The organism is Pseudomonas sp. G166 (assembly GCF_037027455.2).
Lineage (GTDB): Bacteria > Pseudomonadota > Gammaproteobacteria > Pseudomonadales > Pseudomonadaceae > Aquipseudomonas.
The window spans coordinates 1,731,461-1,749,069 of the sequence record NZ_CP146985.1; the positions used below are offsets into that span (position 1 = coordinate 1,731,461).

Sequence of the window (17,609 nt, forward strand, 5' to 3'; positions counted from 1 at the left end):
CACAACCCCAGCGAATCCCTCAAACCCTTTGTTTATCGGCCTGCGTGGCGTCTGGGAGGAGTTGGTCTGCAAATTGCTTGAGGCTGTGCAACACAGCAGTGGACGGCAAACGTCCGGCATGCAGAGGAACGACAGTGGACAAGTACCTTTATGTGGCAATGACCGGCGCCAGCCAGAACGCACTGGCACAACGGGCCCATGCCAACAACCTGGCGAACATCTCCACCAACGGCTTTCAGAAAGACCTGGAGCAGGCCCGCTCGATGCCGGTATTTGGCGACAGCTTTCCGGCGCGGGCATTTGCCATGTCCGAGCGGCCTGCCACTGACTTCACGCCGGGTGCGCTGGTGGAAACCGGTCGTGACCTCGACGTCGCGGTCAGCGGGCCGGGTTGGATGGCCGTGCAGAATCCCGATGGTGGTGAAAGCTACGTGCGCACTGGCAGCCTCAACGTCGACGCCCTGGGCGTGTTGCGGGCCGGCAACGGCATGCCGGTGATGGGCAATGGCGGTCCGATCGCCGTGCCGCCGGAGCAGAAAATCGAAATCGGCCAGGACGGCACCATCAGCATCCGCGCCATGGGCGAAGGTCCGCGCGTGATGGCTGAAGTCGACCGCATCAAGCTGGTCAACCCGGATCTCAAGAACATGACCAAGGGCCTGGACGGTTCGATCCGTACCAAGGACGGTCAGCCGGCGCCCATCGATGGCAACGTGCAGCTGGTGTCCGGCTTCCAGGAAGCGAGCAACGTCAACGCCGTGGATGAGATGACTTCGGTGCTGGCCCTGGCCAAGCAGTTCGAGCTTCACGTCAAGATGATGAACACCGCCAAAGAAGGCGACGAGGCCATGGCCCGGGTCTTGCAGATCTAACCATTAATTACAGCGTTGCGCCGAAAAACAGGCGTACGAGGAGAATCGAATGCTTCCGGCTCTATGGGTTGCCAAAACAGGTCTGTCCGCCCAGGACACCAACCTGACGACCATTTCCAACAACCTGGCAAACGTCTCGACCACGGGCTTCAAACGTGATCGCGCCGAGTTCCAGGACCTGCTGTACCAGGTCAAGCGTCAGCCAGGCGCCCAGTCGACCCAAGACAGCGAACTGCCGTCGGGCCTGCAAGTGGGTACCGGTGTGCGCATTGTCGGCACCCAGAAAAACTTCACCGCCGGCAGCCTGCAAACCACCGAGCAGCCGCTGGACATGGCCATCGACGGTCGTGGTTTCTTCCAGATCCTGCAGCCGGACGGCACCACCTCCTATACCCGTGACGGTACGTTCCACCTCGATTCCAACGGCCAGATCGTCAACGCCAGCGGTTTCGCCCTGGAGCCGGCCATCATCATCCCGAACGATGCCCAGACGTTCACCGTGGGCCGCGACGGCACCGTGTCCATCACGGTGGCGGGCAACCCGGCCTCCCAAGTGATCGGCAACCTGCAGACAGCCGACTTCATCAACCCGGCCGGCCTGCAAGCGGTGGGCAACAACCTGTTCCTGGAAACCGCTGCCAGTGGCGCGCCGCAAGTCGGTACACCGGGTCTGAACGGTTTCGGTACCACGCTGCAGAACACCCTGGAAACGTCCAACGTGAGCACCGTGGAAGAGATGGTCAACATGATCACCACCCAGCGCGCCTACGAGATGAACTCCAAGGTGATCTCCACCGCCGACCAGATGCTCTCGTTCGTTACGCAGAATCTGTAATCACGTCTATGAGGCGGCCTGAGGTCGCCTGCAACACCAAGAGGTAGGGTCATGAATCGCTTCGTATCTGTTCTGGCACTGAGTGGGATCACCGCACTCGCGGGCTGTGTCGGGCCAACGCCCAAGCCCAATGACCCGTACTACGCTCCGGTGTTGCCGCGCACGCCGTTGCCGGCTGCCGCCAACAATGGCTCGATCTACCAGGCCGGTTTCGAACAGAACCTGTACAGCGATCGCAAGGCCTTCCGGGTCGGTGACATCATCACCATCACCCTGAACGAGCGGACCCAGGCCAGCAAGAACGCCAACTCGCAGATCGACAAGACCAGCGACACCAGCGTCGGCCTGACGTCGTTGTTCGGTTCCAGCCTGACCACCAACAACCCGATCGGGAGCAATGACCTGAGCCTCAACGCCGGTTACAGCTCCGACCGGGCCACCAAGGGCGATAGCAAGTCCGGCCAGAGCAACAGCCTGACCGGTTCGATCACCGTGACCGTCGCCGATGTGTTGCCCAACGGCATCATCGTCGTGCGGGGCGAGAAGTGGCTGACCCTCAACACCGGTGACGAGCTGGTGCGCATCGCCGGCATGGTTCGCGCCGATGACATCGCCACCGACAACACTGTTTCGTCGACTCGGGTGGCCGATGCACGCATCACCTACTCGGGCACCGGTGCCTTCGCCGATGCGAGCCAGCCTGGTTGGTTCGACCGTTTCTTCCTCAGCCCGAAGTTCCCTTTCTAGGTGGCCCAGTTGAATCTTAAACAGCTGTTGATCGGTGCCCTGGTGATGTCGGCAGCCTTCACCGCTCAAGCCGAGCGCCTGAAGGACATCGCCAGCATTTCCGGCGTGCGTTCCAACCAGTTGATCGGCTACGGCCTGGTCGTGGGCCTGAACGGTACCGGTGACCAGACCACCCAGACTCCGTTCACCCTGCAGACCTTCAACAACATGTTGTCGCAGTTCGGTATCAAGGTGCCGGCAGGTTCAGGCAACGTCCAGTTGAAGAACGTCGCGGCGGTGTCGGTCAGCGCTGACCTGCCGGCGTTCGCCAAGCCTGGCCAGCAGGTGGATATCACCGTTTCGTCCATCGGTAACTCCAAGAGCCTGCGCGGCGGCACCCTGTTGCTGACACCACTCAAGGGTATCGACGGCAACGTCTACGCCATCGCCCAGGGCAACCTGGTGGTGGGCGGTTTCGATGCCGAGGGGCGCGACGGTTCGAAGATCACCGTCAACGTTCCGTCGGCCGGTCGCATCCCCGGTGGTGCGTCGGTGGAACGTGCGGTGCCGAGCGGCTTCAATCAGGGCAACAGTTTGACCCTGAACCTTAACCGCTCCGACTTCACCACCGCCAAGCGCATTGTCGACAAGATCAACGACATGCTTGGCCCAGGCGTGGCCCAGGCCCTCGACGGCGGCTCGATTCGCGTCACCGCGCCCATGGATCCGAGCCAGCGGGTCGACTATCTGTCGATCCTGGAAAACCTCGAAGTCGATCCGGGCCAGGCCGTGGCCAAAGTCATCATCAACTCGCGCACCGGTACCATCGTGATCGGCCAGAACGTCAAGGTTTCTCCAGCTGCCGTGACCCACGGCAGCCTGACCGTGACCATCACCGAGGACCCGATCGTCAGCCAGCCAGGCCCGTTGTCCAACGGTCAGACCGCCGTAGTCCCCCGTTCACGGGTCAATGCCGAGCAAGAAGCCAAGCCGATGTTCAAGTTCGGCCCGGGCACTACCCTGGATGAAATCGTCCGGGCGGTGAATCAGGTCGGCGCGGCACCGGGCGACTTGATGGCGATTCTCGAAGCCTTGAAGCAGGCCGGCGCGTTGCAAGCCGACCTGATCGTGATTTGAGGACCGGGCCGTGGATATGCGCAAGGGCACATTGATCAGCGGGGATTCGGGCTCCTACTCGGACCTGAACCGCCTGAACCAGCTCAAGGTTGGCGACAAGAACAGCGACGGCAACCTGCGTAAAGTGGCGCAGGAATTCGAGTCGCTGTTCCTCGGCGAAATGCTCAAGTCCATGCGTTCGGCCACCGATGCGCTGGGCAAGGACAATCCGCTCAATACGCCTGAAGCCAAGCAGTACCAGGAAATGTACGACCAGCAACTGGCGGTTTCGATGTCTCGCGAGGGCGGTGGTATCGGCCTGGCCGATGTGCTGCTGCGCCAGATGTCCAAGAATAAACCGCTGGCGCCAGGCGAGGCGGCCAGCTTGTCGGCTGCCAAGCAGCAAGAGGCGCTGGACAAGGTCGCCAAGGCAGCCGTGCCAACGCCAGTGGCGGCCGGTACGTTGCCCGACGGTCCTCTTTCGCGCTCCAACGGCCAGCGCCCGCTGTGGGCTTCCCGGGCCGTGAATGCGCCGCAAGGGGCGGGTGAGGGCTCTCACCGCAACGACATGGAATTGATCAACCAGCGTCGCTTGGCCTTGCCGCCGAAACTGGCCGATCGTCTGCTCGCCGGGCTGGTACCTTCGGCCTCGACCAATGCCGATGTGCCTGCGCAGAACGTCCTGACGGATCGCGCCGTCGCCGCCGCCAAACCTGCTACTGGCGAACTGGCCAATGGTGACTGGCTGGCCGCGCTCAAGGCTGCCGAGCCGAAAGGCGACATGCAGGTCTATGGTCGCGCCATGGCCCAGCCACCGCTGGCACCGGCACGCAAGGCCTTCCGCGATGCTGATGAATTCGTCAATGCCATGCTGCCAATGGCCAAGGAAGCCGCCGACCGCATCGGTGTCGATCCGCGTTATCTGGTGGCCCAGGCTGCCCTGGAAACCGGTTGGGGCAAATCGGTCATGCGCCAGCCCGATGGCAGCAGCAGCCACAACCTGTTCGGCATCAAGGCCAGCGCCAATTGGAAGGGTGATTCGGCCCGGGCGATCACCAGCGAATTCCGCAATGGCGCGATGGTCAAGGAGACGGCCGAGTTCCGCTCCTACGCTTCGTACCGCGACAGTTTCCATGACTTGGTCAATCTGCTGCAAAGCAACAGTCGCTATCAAGATGTACTGAAGTCGGCCGATAACCCGGAACAGTTTGTACGCGAGTTGCAGAAAGCCGGTTACGCCACCGATCCGCACTACGCCAGCAAGATTTCGAACATAGCCCGGCAGATGACGAGTTACCAAAACTACGCTTCGGCAGGCGCCACCACGACTTTATAAGGTCTGAACCATGAGTTTGCTCAATATAGGGATGTCGGGTCTGTCAGCAAGCCAGACTGCGTTGGTGACCACGGGTAACAACATCGCCAACGTCGATACCGCCGGTTATTCGCGCCAGCAGACCGTGCAGACCACCAAGGCGTCGAACCAGTACGGCAACGTGTTCATCGGTTCCGGCACGACCCTGGCCGATGTGCGCCGGGTGTATAACGCCTTCCTTGAAGCACAATTGAAAACCACCACGTCGCTCAACAGCGACGCGGCGGCCTATCAGGGGCAAATCACCCCGCTCGACTCCCTGCTGTCGGACAGCGGCACCGGTCTCAACGGCGCGCTGACCAAGTTTTTCGCCTCGGTGCAGAACGTCAACGCCAAGCCCGGTGATGATGCGTCCCGGCAGTTGTTGCTCAGCGATGCTCAGGCCCTTAGCAACCGTTTCAACTCGGTTTCCAACCAGTTGACGGAGCAGAGCACGAACATCAATGGCAACTTGAGCAGCATGGTCGACCAGGTCAATAACCTGGCGGCCACCGTTGCGCAGTTGAACAAGAAAATCGCCGAAGTCTCCAACTCCGGTGGCGCCCCCAACGACCTGCTCGATGCGCGCAGCGAAACCATTCGCCAGCTCTCGACCTTCACCGGCACGCAGGTCGTCGAGAACGGCAGCAGCCTGGACATTTACCTGGGTTCTGGCCAACCCCTGGTGATGGGCAATACCGTCAATACCCTGGAAGCGGTGCCGGACAAGAATGACCCGGGGCGCATTGGCATCCAGCTCAATAGTGGTTCCAGCTCCATGGACCTGACGTCGGTGCTCACTGGCGGCGAAATTGGCGGTCTGATGCGCTACCGCAATACCGTGCTCGACCCGGCCATGAACGAACTGGGGCGCGTGGCCCTGGTAGTCGCCGACCAGATGAACAGCATCCAGGCGTCGGGCATCGACATGAACGGGGCGTTTGGCTCCAACCTGTTCACCAACATCAACAGCGCCGCGCAGATCAGTCAGCGCAGCGTTGCCTCGTTGAACAACAGCGCTGGCTCCGGCAACTTCAACATCGCCATCGAAGACTCCGGCAAGCTGACCACCAACGACTACAAGGTGACGTTCACCAGCGGCACTGACTACACCGTCCAGCGCCTGCCCGACGGCACCTCGATGGGCGCGTTCAACACCGCAACTACGCCGCCACCGGTGATCGACGGTTTCTCGATGACTTTTGCCAACGGCACCGCGGCCGCCGGCGACACATTCAAGCTCACTCCGACCCGCAACGAGGCGGCGAACATCAAGACCGAGATGACCGACTCCAAGCGGCTGGCGATTGCCGCGCCGTTGGGCGCCGCCATCGTCCCAGGGGGCAGCGGTACGCTGACCATCCCTGCCAGCGGCCAGCCGAGCATGACCACGAAGCTGGACATCTACGACGCCGCCACCACGACCATCATCCAGAACGGCATCAAGAATTCCATGCCGGTCAAGGTGGTGTTCGGCGCGACGTCCGCCGATGGCACCAGCCAGGCTTACCAACTGCTGGATGCCAAGGGCTCCCCAATCAGCAGCGGGACGATCAAACCGGGCGAAAGCAACACACTGAGCCTGAGTGTTCCGCTCAAGGATGCCAGTGGCAATCCGATCATGGATTCGTCCGTGCCGCCGGTACAACGCACCGTCGCGTTTGACATGTCCATTGCCGGTTCGCCGTCCAATGGCGCCTCCATCAGTGTCAGCCTCAGCCAGGCCGGCAGCCTGGACAATCGTAACGGCACCGCCCTGGCCGGCTTGCAGACCGCCAAGACCGTGGACACCGGTTCCAGCAGCAAGGGTATTTCCCTGAACGATGCCTACGGCAAGCTGGTGGAGGGTGTTGGCGCCAAGGCTGCCCAGGGCAAGCTCGACAGTGCCGCCACCGGCGCGATCCTGGACAACGCCAAGACCGCCCGCGATTCATTGTCGGGAGTGGACCTGGATGAAGAAACCGGCAACCTGGTCAAGTTCCAGCAGTACTACACGGCGTCTTCGCAGATCATCAAGGCGGCGCAGCAAATCTTCAGCACATTGATCAACAGCCTTTAAGGAGCCGTAGCCCATGCGCATTTCTACCTCTCAGTTTTACGAAAGCACGGCTGCGAACTACCAGAAAAACTTCGCCAAGGTGGTCAAGACCAGCGAGGAAGCCAGCAGTCTGGTGCGTGTGAACACCGCCGCTGATGATCCGGTGGGCGCTTCGCGTCTGCTGCAGTTGGGCAACCAGGCTTCGATGCTTTCCCAATATGAAGCCAACGTCACCACCATCAAGGCGACCTTGGGCACGACCGAAGCGGTCATGACCAGCATTGGCAATGTGCTGCAGCGCGCCAAGGAACTGGCTGTGAGTGCCGGTAACGCCGCTTACACCGACTCAGATCGCAAGGCGGTCGCTTCGGAGTTGGGCTCGATCGAAGATCAGTTGCTGAGCCTGATGAACACCAAGGATGAAAACGGCAAATACATCTTTTCCGGTTCCAAGGGCGATGTCGTACCGTTTTCCCGCAACGACGACGGGACCTACAGCTACAACGGTGACCAGGTCACCCTTGACCTGCCGATCGGCGACACCATGTCGATGGCCACCAACAGCACCGGTTGGGAAGTGTTCCAGCAAGCCGTCAACACCAGTCGCAGCCAGGTCACCATGACCGCGCCGGCGGTGGATGACGGTCGCGTGGTGCTGAGCAACGGCCAAGTTTCGTCCAGCGTGACCTACAACAGCCAGTTCCGCAGCGGCGAGCCGTACACAGTGGAATTCGCCAGTGGCACCCAGTTGAAAATCACTGATTCGGGCGGCAACGATGTGACCGCCGAAGCCAGCAAGGGCGGTGTCATCGACCCCAACAGCCAGCCCGGGCAGACCGTGAGCTTTCGCGGTGTCGACCTGACCTTGAACGTCAACCTTCAAGCGGGCGACGTTGCCGGCACGGTGTTGCCCGGTCACACCTTCACCCTGGCCGCTAAACCCGACACGTTCACCCCGGCTCGCAGTCCGGGAAACTCCACTGCGACTCAGATCACCGGTAGCCAAATCACCGATCCGGTGGCCTACCACGCCAGTTTCCCAACGGGGTCGGCGGTGCTGAAGTTCACCAGTGCCACGGATTTCGACCTGTACGCAGCACCACTGAACGCTGACAGCAAGCCGGTGTCCAGCGGCACCCTGGCGGGTAACGTTGCCACCGCATCCGGCGTGAGCTTCACGCTCAATGGTGCCCCGGCCGCCAACGATCAATTCAGCATTGCAGTCAATACCCACGAGACACAGAACATCCTGGACACTGTGAATCAGTTGCGGACTGCTTTGAACACGCCGGTTGATGGCGACAACATTGCCGGCCAGAAACTGAATGCGGCACTGGCTTCGGCCATGGGTAACCTGGCCAGTGGCACTGACCAGTTGACCAGTGCATTGAGTTCGGTCGGTGGTCGTGGCCAGTCGCTCGATACCCAGAGCGATACCAATCAGAGCTTTGTCCTGGCCAACACGCAGACCCAGTCGGCGATTCGTGATTCCGACGCGGCCGAAGTGATGACGCGCCTGACCTTGCAACAAACTATGCTGCAGGCGTCGCAGTTGGCGTTCAGCAAAATCACGCAATTGGGATTGTTCAACAAAATCTGATCCAGGGCAGGGACCGTGACGCTATAAGCGGTCCCTGACCCGTTCTTTTATACGATTCAGGACGTCCTGCTCTCGCCTGAGTTGGCGCCCACCGGTTGAGAGCCATGCGTGTGAAATCAGCTCCTCTTGTCAGCATTGCCATCCCCGCGTTCCACCCACGCTTTTTCCGCCTCGCCTTGCAAAGCGCGCTCGAGCAGACCTACGAGAATCTTGAGATTGTCATCTGCGACGATTGCCGCACCGATGAAATCGAGCGGATCGTCCAGGAACTAAGCGTGGGCGCCAATGTTGCGGTGCGCTACCTGCGCAACCCGATTCGGCTGGGATTCCAGCAGAACCTGCTGCGCTGTCTTGAAGAGTCCCGGGGCGAGTTCATCAAGTTCCTGTGCGATGACGACCAGTTGCTGGCGTTCTGCGTCAGTCAACAGGCGGCCATCCTGCAGGAACATGCGCAAGTATCGCTGGTGATCAACAAGCATCATCTGATCGATGCCGACAACTATGCCTTGCCGGTGCGTGTTGAAAACACGGGCATCACGCAGTTCGATGCGATGTTCAACGGCAACGACATGCTGGCGTATTTTGAAAAGACCACCCGTAATATTCTCGGCGGTTTGAGTGGCGCGTTGATGCGCCGCACCGATGTCGAGGCCTTGCTGCCAGCGTTGGCGCGACCCGGTGAAGGTTTCGAGGCAGTCCTGGATTTTGCCTTGTTCATTTGCCTGTTGCGCCGGGGTAATCTGGTCCAGCTTTACGCCGAGGGAAGTGGCCAGCGGTTACATCCGGAGCGCCTGGGGCATCAGCTCAAGATGGTTGAGGCGGCCACGGTAGAACTGACATGGCTCAAGGAAATGTTGGCCCAGCGCAGTGGCGAGCCGGCGCCAGCCAGTGGCTGGGTACGTTACCAGACGCTTGGGCAGACCAAGGAGCCGGGGGCGCCCGAGTGGGAAGAAATCAACGTCTACTCGGTCATTGCAACTCGGCAGGGTGTCATCGGCTCGCAAGTCGGCACCGACATCGAAAGTTACGCGGACCTCTATGCGCAGTGGTTGGCGTGTCGACGTTTCAGTCCATTGCGCAAGCAAGTCCTGTCCCGGCAGATCGCCCGCTGGACCTATCGTCCAATGATCATCCCCATCATTATCGATGTGCAGGACGATCCTTATGCGTTGGGTATTACCCTGCAGAGTATCGCGGCCCAGGCCTATGCCTGCGAATCGGTGCTGCTGCTGTCCAATGGTCGCCAGGCGGTGGACAACCATGTCCTGCGCCTGGGGCTGCAAGCGGACTGGGCGCAACAGCTCAATGGGCTGTTGCCTCAACTGGAAGGTGCCGACTGGTTCTACCTGCTGCGTGCCGGCGATCGCTTGACCGAGTCGGCGCTCCTGATCATGGCCGACCGGATTGTCAGCTCGCCGGCTGCTGCCTGTCTCTACAGCGATGAAGGGGCGCTGGTGGATGACAAGTCGGTGGAGCCGATCTTCAAGCCCGACTTCAATCTCGACCTGATGCGCGGTTATCCCTATGTCGGTCGGACACTGGCTTTCGAGCGTGCCCGATTCCTGGCCTGCGGTGGATTCGATCCGAGCCTGGGCGAACTGGCACCCCATGACTTGATCTGGCGACTGGTGGAAACGGATGGGCCGCAGGTCGTTGGTCACATTCCTGAAGTCCAGGTCGAGTCGACGTTTTCGTTCGCCCAATGGCTGTCGTTGCCTGAGGTCATCGAGCAAAACGCCCGGTTGATCGAAGCTCATCTAAAGCGTATCGGCGTGCCGCACCGGCTCCACCCAGGGCCGCTGCTGGCGTTGATCCCGCGCATTGAATACCTGTTCGCCGAGCGACCACTGGTGTCGATCGTCATCAGTGTCAAGGATGACCTGAGTGCGCTGGAGCGCTGCGTAAACAGCCTGATCAGTACGACCGCGTATCCGCACTACGAAATCATCATTGTCGATAACGCCAGTGAAAACGCCGAGCTGCAGCATTGGCTACGGGCCATGGCTGAGCTGGGCAGTGAAAAGTTGCGAATATTCTTGCACCCCGAAAGTGCCAGCGAGGCGGTGATCCGCAATTTCGCCACACAGCACGCCCGTGGCGAATACCTGTTGTTGCTCAACCCCAATTGCATCGTGCTGGAAGCCGCCTGGCTGGAAGAACTGCTCAATCACGGGCAACGTCCCGAGGTCGGTATCGTTGGGCCTCGCACACTCAACCAGCAAGGCCGGGTCATCGACTCCGGCATGATCATGGGGCTGGGTGGGTTGGCGGGCAGGGCCTTCGTCAATGAATCGATAACGTCTGGCGGCTATATGCAACGCTTGCAGACGGTGCAGAACTGGAGCGCTGTCGGCGATCACTGCCTGTTGGTGCGCAAGCACGTTCTGGAGGAGGCCGGTGGGTTCGATGAGACGATCACGACGCAGCGCATCAACTCCCTTGAGTTATGCCAGCAGGTCGGAAAAAACGGTTACCTGATCGTCACCACACCCTACAGTGATGTCGTGCTGGCGTCCGGCGTGGAAGTCAATCGTGATCCCTCGTGGAAGCAGCGGCTGGAGCACGAGCAAGAGGCGTTCTATCAGCGCTGGTTGCCCAGGATCGCCAACGATCCGGCCTACAACCGTAACCTGACCCTGACCGGGAAAAGCTTCAGTCTTGAGCCCGGACCACGCACCGGCTGGAATCCGTTGATCACCCGCAATGTCCCTTCGATCCTGGGGATGGCGGTCAATACCTCGGCGGTGGGGCATTACCGGGTCAGCCAGCCGCTGTTCGAACTGGAAGCGGCGGGGCGAATCGTGGGGCGTGTTGCCTACGATACGCCCTCGATCATCGACATCGAGCGCCAGTCACCGGATGTGATCATCCTTCAGGGACGCTATAACGTGGGTAAGTTCAAGGACATTACTCAAGTCAAGACTTACTCCAACGCCATGCGCATCTACGAATTGGATGACTACATCGCCAAGGTCCCGGAAAAAAACGAACACCGCCGCAACATGCCGGACAACCTTGAGGACTTGCTGCGCCAAGGGATCGGCCTGTGTGATCGGGTTGTCGTGTCCACCCATCCGCTGGCGGACGTCTTGTCCAGCATGCACCACGACATCCGCGTGGTGCCGAACATGCTCGCTGCCGGCCTGTGGCACCAGCTCAGAAGTCAGCGTGCCACCTCAAGCAAGCCGCGTATCGGTTGGGGCGGCGGCACCAGCCACCGTGGTGACCTGGAGCTCATTGCTGATGTCGTGCGCGAGCTGGCTGACGAAGTCGAATGGGTGTTCTTCGGCATGTGCCCGGATTTGCTCAAGCCCTATATCCATGAGTTTCATCCTGGCGTGAGCCTGGCGGCTTATCCGGCGAAGCTGGCCAGCCTGAATCTCGACCTGGCCTTGGCGCCGCTGGAATTTCATATTTTCAACGACTGCAAAAGCAACCTTCGCCTGTTGGAATACGGTGCGTGCGGCTATCCGGTCATTTGTTCGGATACCGAGGCTTACCGGGGGCACCTGCCTTGTACCCGGGTCCTCACCAACAGCGCCGAAGAATGGCTGGAGGCCATCCGTATGCACCTGGCGGATCCGATTGCCAGTTACCGGATGGGTGACGAATTACGTGAAGTGGTACTGCGCGACTTTATCTTGCGCGGCGATAACCTGCAGTACTGGGCCAATGGTTGGCTGCCGGATTGATCAGCTTCAACCGCGAAATTCCCGGTGTCGCTGATGCGGGCACCTACTCGTTAAGGAATCAATATGCAAAGCAATGTCCCAACAGGATCGACTGCGCCGTTGAATGAACGGTTTACCCTGGTGCTGCTCGCTCACGACCAGTCGACTGCCCTGCGGCGGGCGTTGCACCACTACCGCGACAGTGCGTTCGCGGTGCTGGTCATCGACTCCTCGAGCCGGATCCACACTGATATCACGGCAGCATTCCCCGGCGTGCAATACCTGCACGCACCCACGGCCATTGGTTTCGGCGATAAGGTCCGTCAGGCCGTCGAGCGAGTCGTCACGCCTTACCTGGCGATTGCCGATGCCGAGAGTTTCCTGCTGCCCGAGGCTCTTGAACAAGCGTTGGGTTTCCTGGAAACACACCCCGAATACAGTGCCTGCCAAGGCTACAGCCTGGCGTTCGAGGCCCATGCCGACCGTGTCGACTATTACTTGCTCGATCGCAAGGGCTGTGAAGATTATTCCGGCGCATCGGCCGACACCCGGCTGGCCGCATTTGTCGAGGATTGCCCATCCCTGGTGAATGCACTCACGCGCACTGAAACCCTGCGACGCAGCTACGCTTCGTTGCCTGCCGGTTTTGACTCGCGGTTGCAGGAAGCCGGCCATTGCTATGGGGTGGTGGCGCAGGCGGGAGTTCGTTTGCTGGCCATTCCTTATGGCCTGCATGAGCGAAGCCGCGTGGCGAAGCCGCAGGACTCGGTCGCCACGGCGCCTGGTTCCCAGGACTTGCGTGCGGTCGCTGAGCAGGAGCGTATGGCAACGACCTTGGCCAGTGCATTCGGCGTGGATGCTGCGGCGCGAGAACATACCGGAGCCATCGTCAAGAAGCTGGCTGGGCGTTCGGTACCGCAGAGCCAAAAGCTGTTCGAGTCGATCTGGGATTCGCGGCGTGGTGAACCGGTTCGGCGTTTCGAACCGACGCAATACGTTGAGATGCCTTTCTATAACCAGGCTTTTTTTGACGTGCTCAGCACTCTGGAATTCCTGCTTCATGCAGCACCCAGCGGCCGGGTGCAGTTGACGGAGCTGGAAGCGGTCATGCTCAAGCAGAAGGAGCTGTCTCGTCCCCAGCGCAATACCAGCGCCGAGCCGCTCGATGAACAACTAGCCAGGGCTTTCCTGAGCTATGCCTTCAACCAGGATCTGGTGAAGCAACTGCTGGAGGTCATGCAGGCCAAGGGTGACAAGCGCTACGTGCAAATGCTCCAGGCTTGGGAACAACGGCTCAAGGCGGCAGCGTTTGAAAATACCGCGAGGTTGTTCGACGCTACGCGCTCCGGTCAATTGCTGCGCTGGCTCGAGGCGCGTGAACCGAGTGCGAGTGAAGCCCAGAAGGTGTCCAAGTACCTGGCCGCTCGTAACGGTGGCCCGACGTTTGGCATTTTGATCCTGGACTTGGAGGCCGACGTCTTCAAGATGCAGGCCACCTTCGACAGCATCATCAATGGCTACTGCCGGGCATTCAAGATTGTCGTGTTTACCACCGGTGACCTGCCTGCCGAGACGACGCCACAGCAAGTCCTGCATTTCGTCAAAGTCAACGAAAGCAATTACGTCGACAAAATCAATCAGATGGTCAGCCAGAGCGATTGCGATTGGATGGTGTTGGCCGAGGCCGGTGATGAATTGACGCCGGGCGGTCTGTTCCGCGCGGGTGTGGAATTGCTGGCCGCGCCGCAATGCCAAGCCGTGGCGATGGATGAGTTCCAGCGCCAGCCTGACGGGACGCTGGCCGATGTTTTCCGGCCAGGGTTCAACCTTGACTTGTTGCAAAGCTCCCCGGCCTTGATGGCCCGCCATTGGCTGGTACGCCGCGAGACGCTGGTAAGACTCGGCGGCTATTCGCGCGAGTTCAAGAATGCGATGGAGTTCGACCTGCTGTTGCGTTTGATCGAGCAGGACGGCCTGGAGGGACTTGCCCACCTGGATGAGCCTCTGCTGACTTGCCTGGCATTGCCGGTGGGAGAGAATGCCGATGAGCGCAAGACATTGCTGCGTCATCTGGCGGTTCGCGGTTATCAAGCTGACGTGAGCGCGGTAGTGCCGGGTACGCATAAAATCGACTACCGCTTTGCCGAACGCCCCCTGGTGTCGATCATCGTCCACGGCGTTGGCGATCTGACGACGCTCCAGCGTTGCCTGCTCAGCGTGCTGCAGCGCACCCGCTATCAGCGCTACGAGGTATTGCTCGGCGCCGTTGCGGCAGATAACGCCGTGCTGCGCACCTGGCTTCAGGGGCAGGGGCATCAGGCCAGTCGTGTTCGCTTGTTGGATATCGAGCCGGGCATGGCAACCGGGTCCTTGATCAACGCTGCCAGCCAGGAAGCCAAGGGCGAGTATCTGGTTACCCTGGCGGCTGACAGCGAGGTGGTCAATGTCAACTGGATCGAATCGTTGCTCAATCAGGCCTTGCGTCCGGAAGTTGGTGTGGTTGGTGCCAAGCTGACCGAGCGCGATGGCCGTATCACCCAGGCCGGCCTGATCCTGGGTTTGAATGACGTCGTTGGCTCGGCATTCATCGGCGAGCCGAAGACTGCCAGAGGTTACATGAACCGGTTGGTCGTCGAGCAGAATTGCTCGGCGGTGTCTTTTGCCTGCTTGATGATTTCCAAGCAGTTGTTCAATGCTGCTGACGGCATAGACAGCGATCTGTTCGACGCGGCCTTGGGTGACGTGGACCTGTGCCTCAGAGTCGGCCAGGCCGGGTACCTGACGGTGTGGACGCCACACGTGCAGGTAATCCAGTCCGGCGTGCTGGCGAGTACGCCAGAGGCGCGTGCGGCGCTGCGTGAGAAGTGGTCCGAGGCGCTCGCCCAGGATCGTTTCTACAACGGGAACCTGGCGTTGCAAGGCGCGGGTTTCACCCTGGGACCGGTGCGCAACGTACCCTGGACCGAATTGCTGGCATAACTGCGCCTTGTGAGGCGTTCCATTGACGCCGGCAGGTAAAACTGCCGGCGTTCTTGTCCAATTGCACCGCCATCCTCAAGACTTCTGTCCAGTGTTCAATACCGTCGCGGGAAATGACACGGCTTCGTTTGTCATGAAAAAATGCCTTTCCAGAACAAAACGGCGTGACGCATAGGTCACAAAGTGCATCTTCACTGTATTGTATTCCCCGGAGTGGAGGCCTGTTCGTTCGCTGGACAAGGCGTCCGCCCCTTGGAAAATCAACTATTTTGAAGCGCCCCTGAGCTTTTGGGGGTGAACCTAGTCGCAGTTTATGATCGGGAAGCCATGATGATTGGCATAAAAAGCATAGCGAGTTATGTGCCGACCGCTGGTGTGGATAACTACGCTCAGGGTGCCAAATTCGAGAAGGATGAAGAATTCATCCTTGGCAAGATTGGTTCGGCGTTCCTGCCGCGCAAAGACGCCGACCAGGAAACCTCGGACCTGTGTGTCGAAGCGGTGAATGCATTGTTCGCCAACAATCCGCAGCTTTCGCGCGAATCAATCGACGCGCTGATCGTCGTCACCCAGAACGGTGACGAAGAGGGGTTGCCGCATACCGCCGCCATCGTGCAGGACAAACTCGGGCTGCCGACCCATGTGGCGGCGTTCGATATCTCGCTGGGCTGCTCGGGCTATGTGTACGGCATCTATGCCCTGAAAGGCTTCATGGAGGCTGCAGGGCTGAAGAATGGGCTGCTGGTTACCGCCGACCCGTATTCGAAAATCGTCGACCCTGAAGACCGCAACACCACCATGTTGTTTGGCGATGCCGCCACGGCAACCTGGATGGCCGAGGACGCCACCTGGCAGTTGGGCAAGGCCAAGTTCGGTACCGATGGTTCCGGCGCGCCACACCTGAAGGTCAGCGACGGGGTGTTTTTCATGAACGGTCGCCAGGTCTTCAACTTTGCCTTGCTGAAAGTACCCGCTCATTTGCACGAATTGTTGGATGAGTCGTCACTGCAAGCCAGTGATATCGATGCGTTCTGCATCCACCAGGGCAGTGCGGCGATTGTCGATGCCGTGGCGCGGCGTTTCGAGGGTGAGCCAGAGAAGTTCATCAAGGACATGGTCGAGACCGGTAACACCGTTTCGTCGAGTATTCCGCTACTGCTGGAAAAGCACGTTCTGGATGCTGACTGGAAGCGCGTGGCGATCAGCGGGTTCGGTGTGGGCCTGTCGTGGGGATCGGCGATTCTTTATCGCGATTGATCGACTCATGTTCTTCCTTAGATAGCGCTTCAGGTTGGCCTGTGGCGCTATTTTTTTTGCCCGCGATTTTGTCTCGCGCTTTCTTGACGCCATTTTTCGGGCCTTTACCCGCCGCTAAACCCTTGTTTTGCAAGGGGTGGCAGTCTGCTAGCAAATATTTTGAAAAAAGCCCTCAAGCAAGTTCCCAATCCGACGATAACTATTACGAAGGTTCTCTAGGCCACACCCCGGCGGTTGCCAAGGGCCGGAAGCCGCAGTACCCAACCAACGAGGAATTCGTCATGGCTTTAACAGTAAACACTAACACCACATCGCTGAACGTTCAGAAGAACCTGAACCGGGCTTCCGACGCTCTGTCCACTTCGATGACCCGTTTGTCTTCCGGCCTGAAAATCAACAGCGCCAAAGACGACGCCGCCGGCCTGCAGATCGCTACCCGTATGACCTCGCAAATCCGCGGTCAGACCATGGCGATCAAAAACGCCAACGATGGTATCTCCATGGCGCAGACCGCTGAAGGCGCGATGCAGGAACAAACCAACATTCTGCAGCGTATGCGTGAACTGGCCATCCAGTCCCGTAACGATAGCAACAGCGCAACCGACCGTGTCGCTCTGAACAAAGAGTTCTCGCAGATGAGCGACGAACTGACCCGTATCGCCAACAGCACCAACCTGAACGGTAAGAATCTGCTTGACGGTACCGCCAGCACCATGACCTTCCAGGTTGGTTCGAACACCGGTGCTGACAACCAGATCTCGCTGACCTTGAGCGCCAGCTTCGACGCTGCAAGCCTGGGTGTTGACTCGGCAATCACCATCGTTGGTTCCGACAGCGCTGCTGCTGAAACCAACTTCTCGGCCGCCATGGACGCAATCACCAGCGCGATCGACACCATCAACAGTGCCCGTGCTGACCTCGGTGCTGCACAAAACCGTTTCGCCAGCACTATCTCCAACCTGCAGAACATCAACGAAAACGCCAGTGCTGCACTGGGTCGCGTACAAGATACCGACTTCGCTGCTGAAACTGCACAACTGACCAAGCAGCAGACTCTGCAGCAAGCGTCTACCTCGGTTCTGGCCCAGGCCAACCAACTGCCATCCGCTGTACTGAAGCTGCTTCAGTAATAGCTGGATGAGTTTTAGCGGGGGAGTGCGC

11 protein-coding genes are annotated in these 17,609 nt (G+C 59.8%); all 11 read left to right on the forward strand.

From position 1 onward, the window contains the following. The first annotated feature begins 134 nt into the window (after window positions 1-134). Window positions 135-872, forward strand: coding sequence for a flagellar basal body rod protein FlgF (locus SGN16_RS07790; protein ID WP_123342203.1), 738 nt, complete (start codon window positions 135-137; stop codon window positions 870-872). A 49-nt stretch (window positions 873-921) separates the two neighbouring features. Continuing rightward, window positions 922-1,707 carry a flagellar basal-body rod protein FlgG gene (gene flgG, locus SGN16_RS07795; RefSeq protein WP_003199045.1) on the forward strand — a complete coding sequence of 262 codons (786 nt, stop codon included), beginning with the start codon at window positions 922-924 and terminating at the stop codon, window positions 1,705-1,707. Between the two features lie 51 nt (window positions 1,708-1,758). Continuing rightward, window positions 1,759-2,454 (forward strand): flagellar basal body L-ring protein FlgH, encoded by a 696-nt coding sequence (flgH, locus tag SGN16_RS07800; RefSeq protein WP_210643419.1) that lies wholly within the window; start codon window positions 1,759-1,761, stop codon window positions 2,452-2,454. A gap of 45 nt (window positions 2,455-2,499) precedes the next feature. Further along, the gene (locus SGN16_RS07805) at window positions 2,500-3,570 is read left to right on the forward strand and encodes a flagellar basal body P-ring protein FlgI (protein ID WP_210645138.1); all 1,071 of its coding nucleotides are present in this window, start codon (window positions 2,500-2,502) and stop codon (window positions 3,568-3,570) included. Window positions 3,571-3,580: 10 nt separating this feature from the next. Then, window positions 3,581-4,885, forward strand: coding sequence for a flagellar assembly peptidoglycan hydrolase FlgJ (gene flgJ / locus SGN16_RS07810; protein ID WP_210643420.1), 1,305 nt, complete (start codon window positions 3,581-3,583; stop codon window positions 4,883-4,885). A gap of 10 nt (window positions 4,886-4,895) precedes the next feature. Further along, window positions 4,896-6,962 carry a flagellar hook-associated protein FlgK gene (gene flgK / locus SGN16_RS07815; protein ID WP_210643421.1) on the forward strand — a complete coding sequence of 689 codons (2,067 nt, stop codon included), beginning with the start codon at window positions 4,896-4,898 and terminating at the stop codon, window positions 6,960-6,962. A gap of 13 nt (window positions 6,963-6,975) precedes the next feature. After that, window positions 6,976-8,541, forward strand: coding sequence for a flagellar hook-associated protein 3 (locus tag SGN16_RS07820; protein ID WP_335943659.1), 1,566 nt, complete (start codon window positions 6,976-6,978; stop codon window positions 8,539-8,541). 110 nt (window positions 8,542-8,651) lie between these two features. Beyond that, window positions 8,652-12,233: a glycosyltransferase gene (locus SGN16_RS07825; protein ID WP_335943674.1), complete on the forward strand. Its 3,582-nt coding sequence runs from the start codon at window positions 8,652-8,654 to the stop codon at window positions 12,231-12,233. A 63-nt stretch (window positions 12,234-12,296) separates the two neighbouring features. After that, window positions 12,297-15,191: a TIGR00180 family glycosyltransferase gene (locus SGN16_RS07830; RefSeq protein WP_335943660.1), complete on the forward strand. Its 2,895-nt coding sequence runs from the start codon at window positions 12,297-12,299 to the stop codon at window positions 15,189-15,191. A 330-nt stretch (window positions 15,192-15,521) separates the two neighbouring features. Next, the gene (locus SGN16_RS07835) at window positions 15,522-16,448 is read left to right on the forward strand and encodes a ketoacyl-ACP synthase III (protein ID WP_210645142.1); all 927 of its coding nucleotides are present in this window, start codon (window positions 15,522-15,524) and stop codon (window positions 16,446-16,448) included. Window positions 16,449-16,729: 281 nt separating this feature from the next. Further along, a complete protein-coding gene (locus SGN16_RS07840; protein ID WP_210645143.1) occupies window positions 16,730-17,578 on the forward strand; it encodes a flagellin domain-containing protein in 849 nt (282 codons plus the stop codon). Window positions 17,579-17,609: the final 31 nt, after the last annotated feature.

Excerpts from the sequence above, each read along its gene's own strand:
- SGN16_RS07835 (WP_210645142.1), top strand. The coding sequence starts at position 15,522 with ATGATTGGCATAAAAAGCATAGCGAGTTATGTGCCGACCGCTGGTGTG.
- SGN16_RS07805 (WP_210645138.1), top strand. The coding sequence starts at position 2,500 with ATGTCGGCAGCCTTCACCGCTCAAGCCGAGCGCCTGAAGGACATCGCC.
- flgH (WP_210643419.1), top strand. The coding sequence starts at position 1,759 with ATGAATCGCTTCGTATCTGTTCTGGCACTGAGTGGGATCACCGCACTC.
- flgG (WP_003199045.1), top strand. The coding sequence starts at position 922 with ATGCTTCCGGCTCTATGGGTTGCCAAAACAGGTCTGTCCGCCCAGGAC.
- flgK (WP_210643421.1), top strand. The coding sequence starts at position 4,896 with ATGAGTTTGCTCAATATAGGGATGTCGGGTCTGTCAGCAAGCCAGACT.
- SGN16_RS07830 (WP_335943660.1), top strand. The coding sequence starts at position 12,297 with ATGCAAAGCAATGTCCCAACAGGATCGACTGCGCCGTTGAATGAACGG.
- SGN16_RS07820 (WP_335943659.1), top strand. The coding sequence starts at position 6,976 with ATGCGCATTTCTACCTCTCAGTTTTACGAAAGCACGGCTGCGAACTAC.
- SGN16_RS07840 (WP_210645143.1), top strand. The coding sequence starts at position 16,730 with ATGGCTTTAACAGTAAACACTAACACCACATCGCTGAACGTTCAGAAG.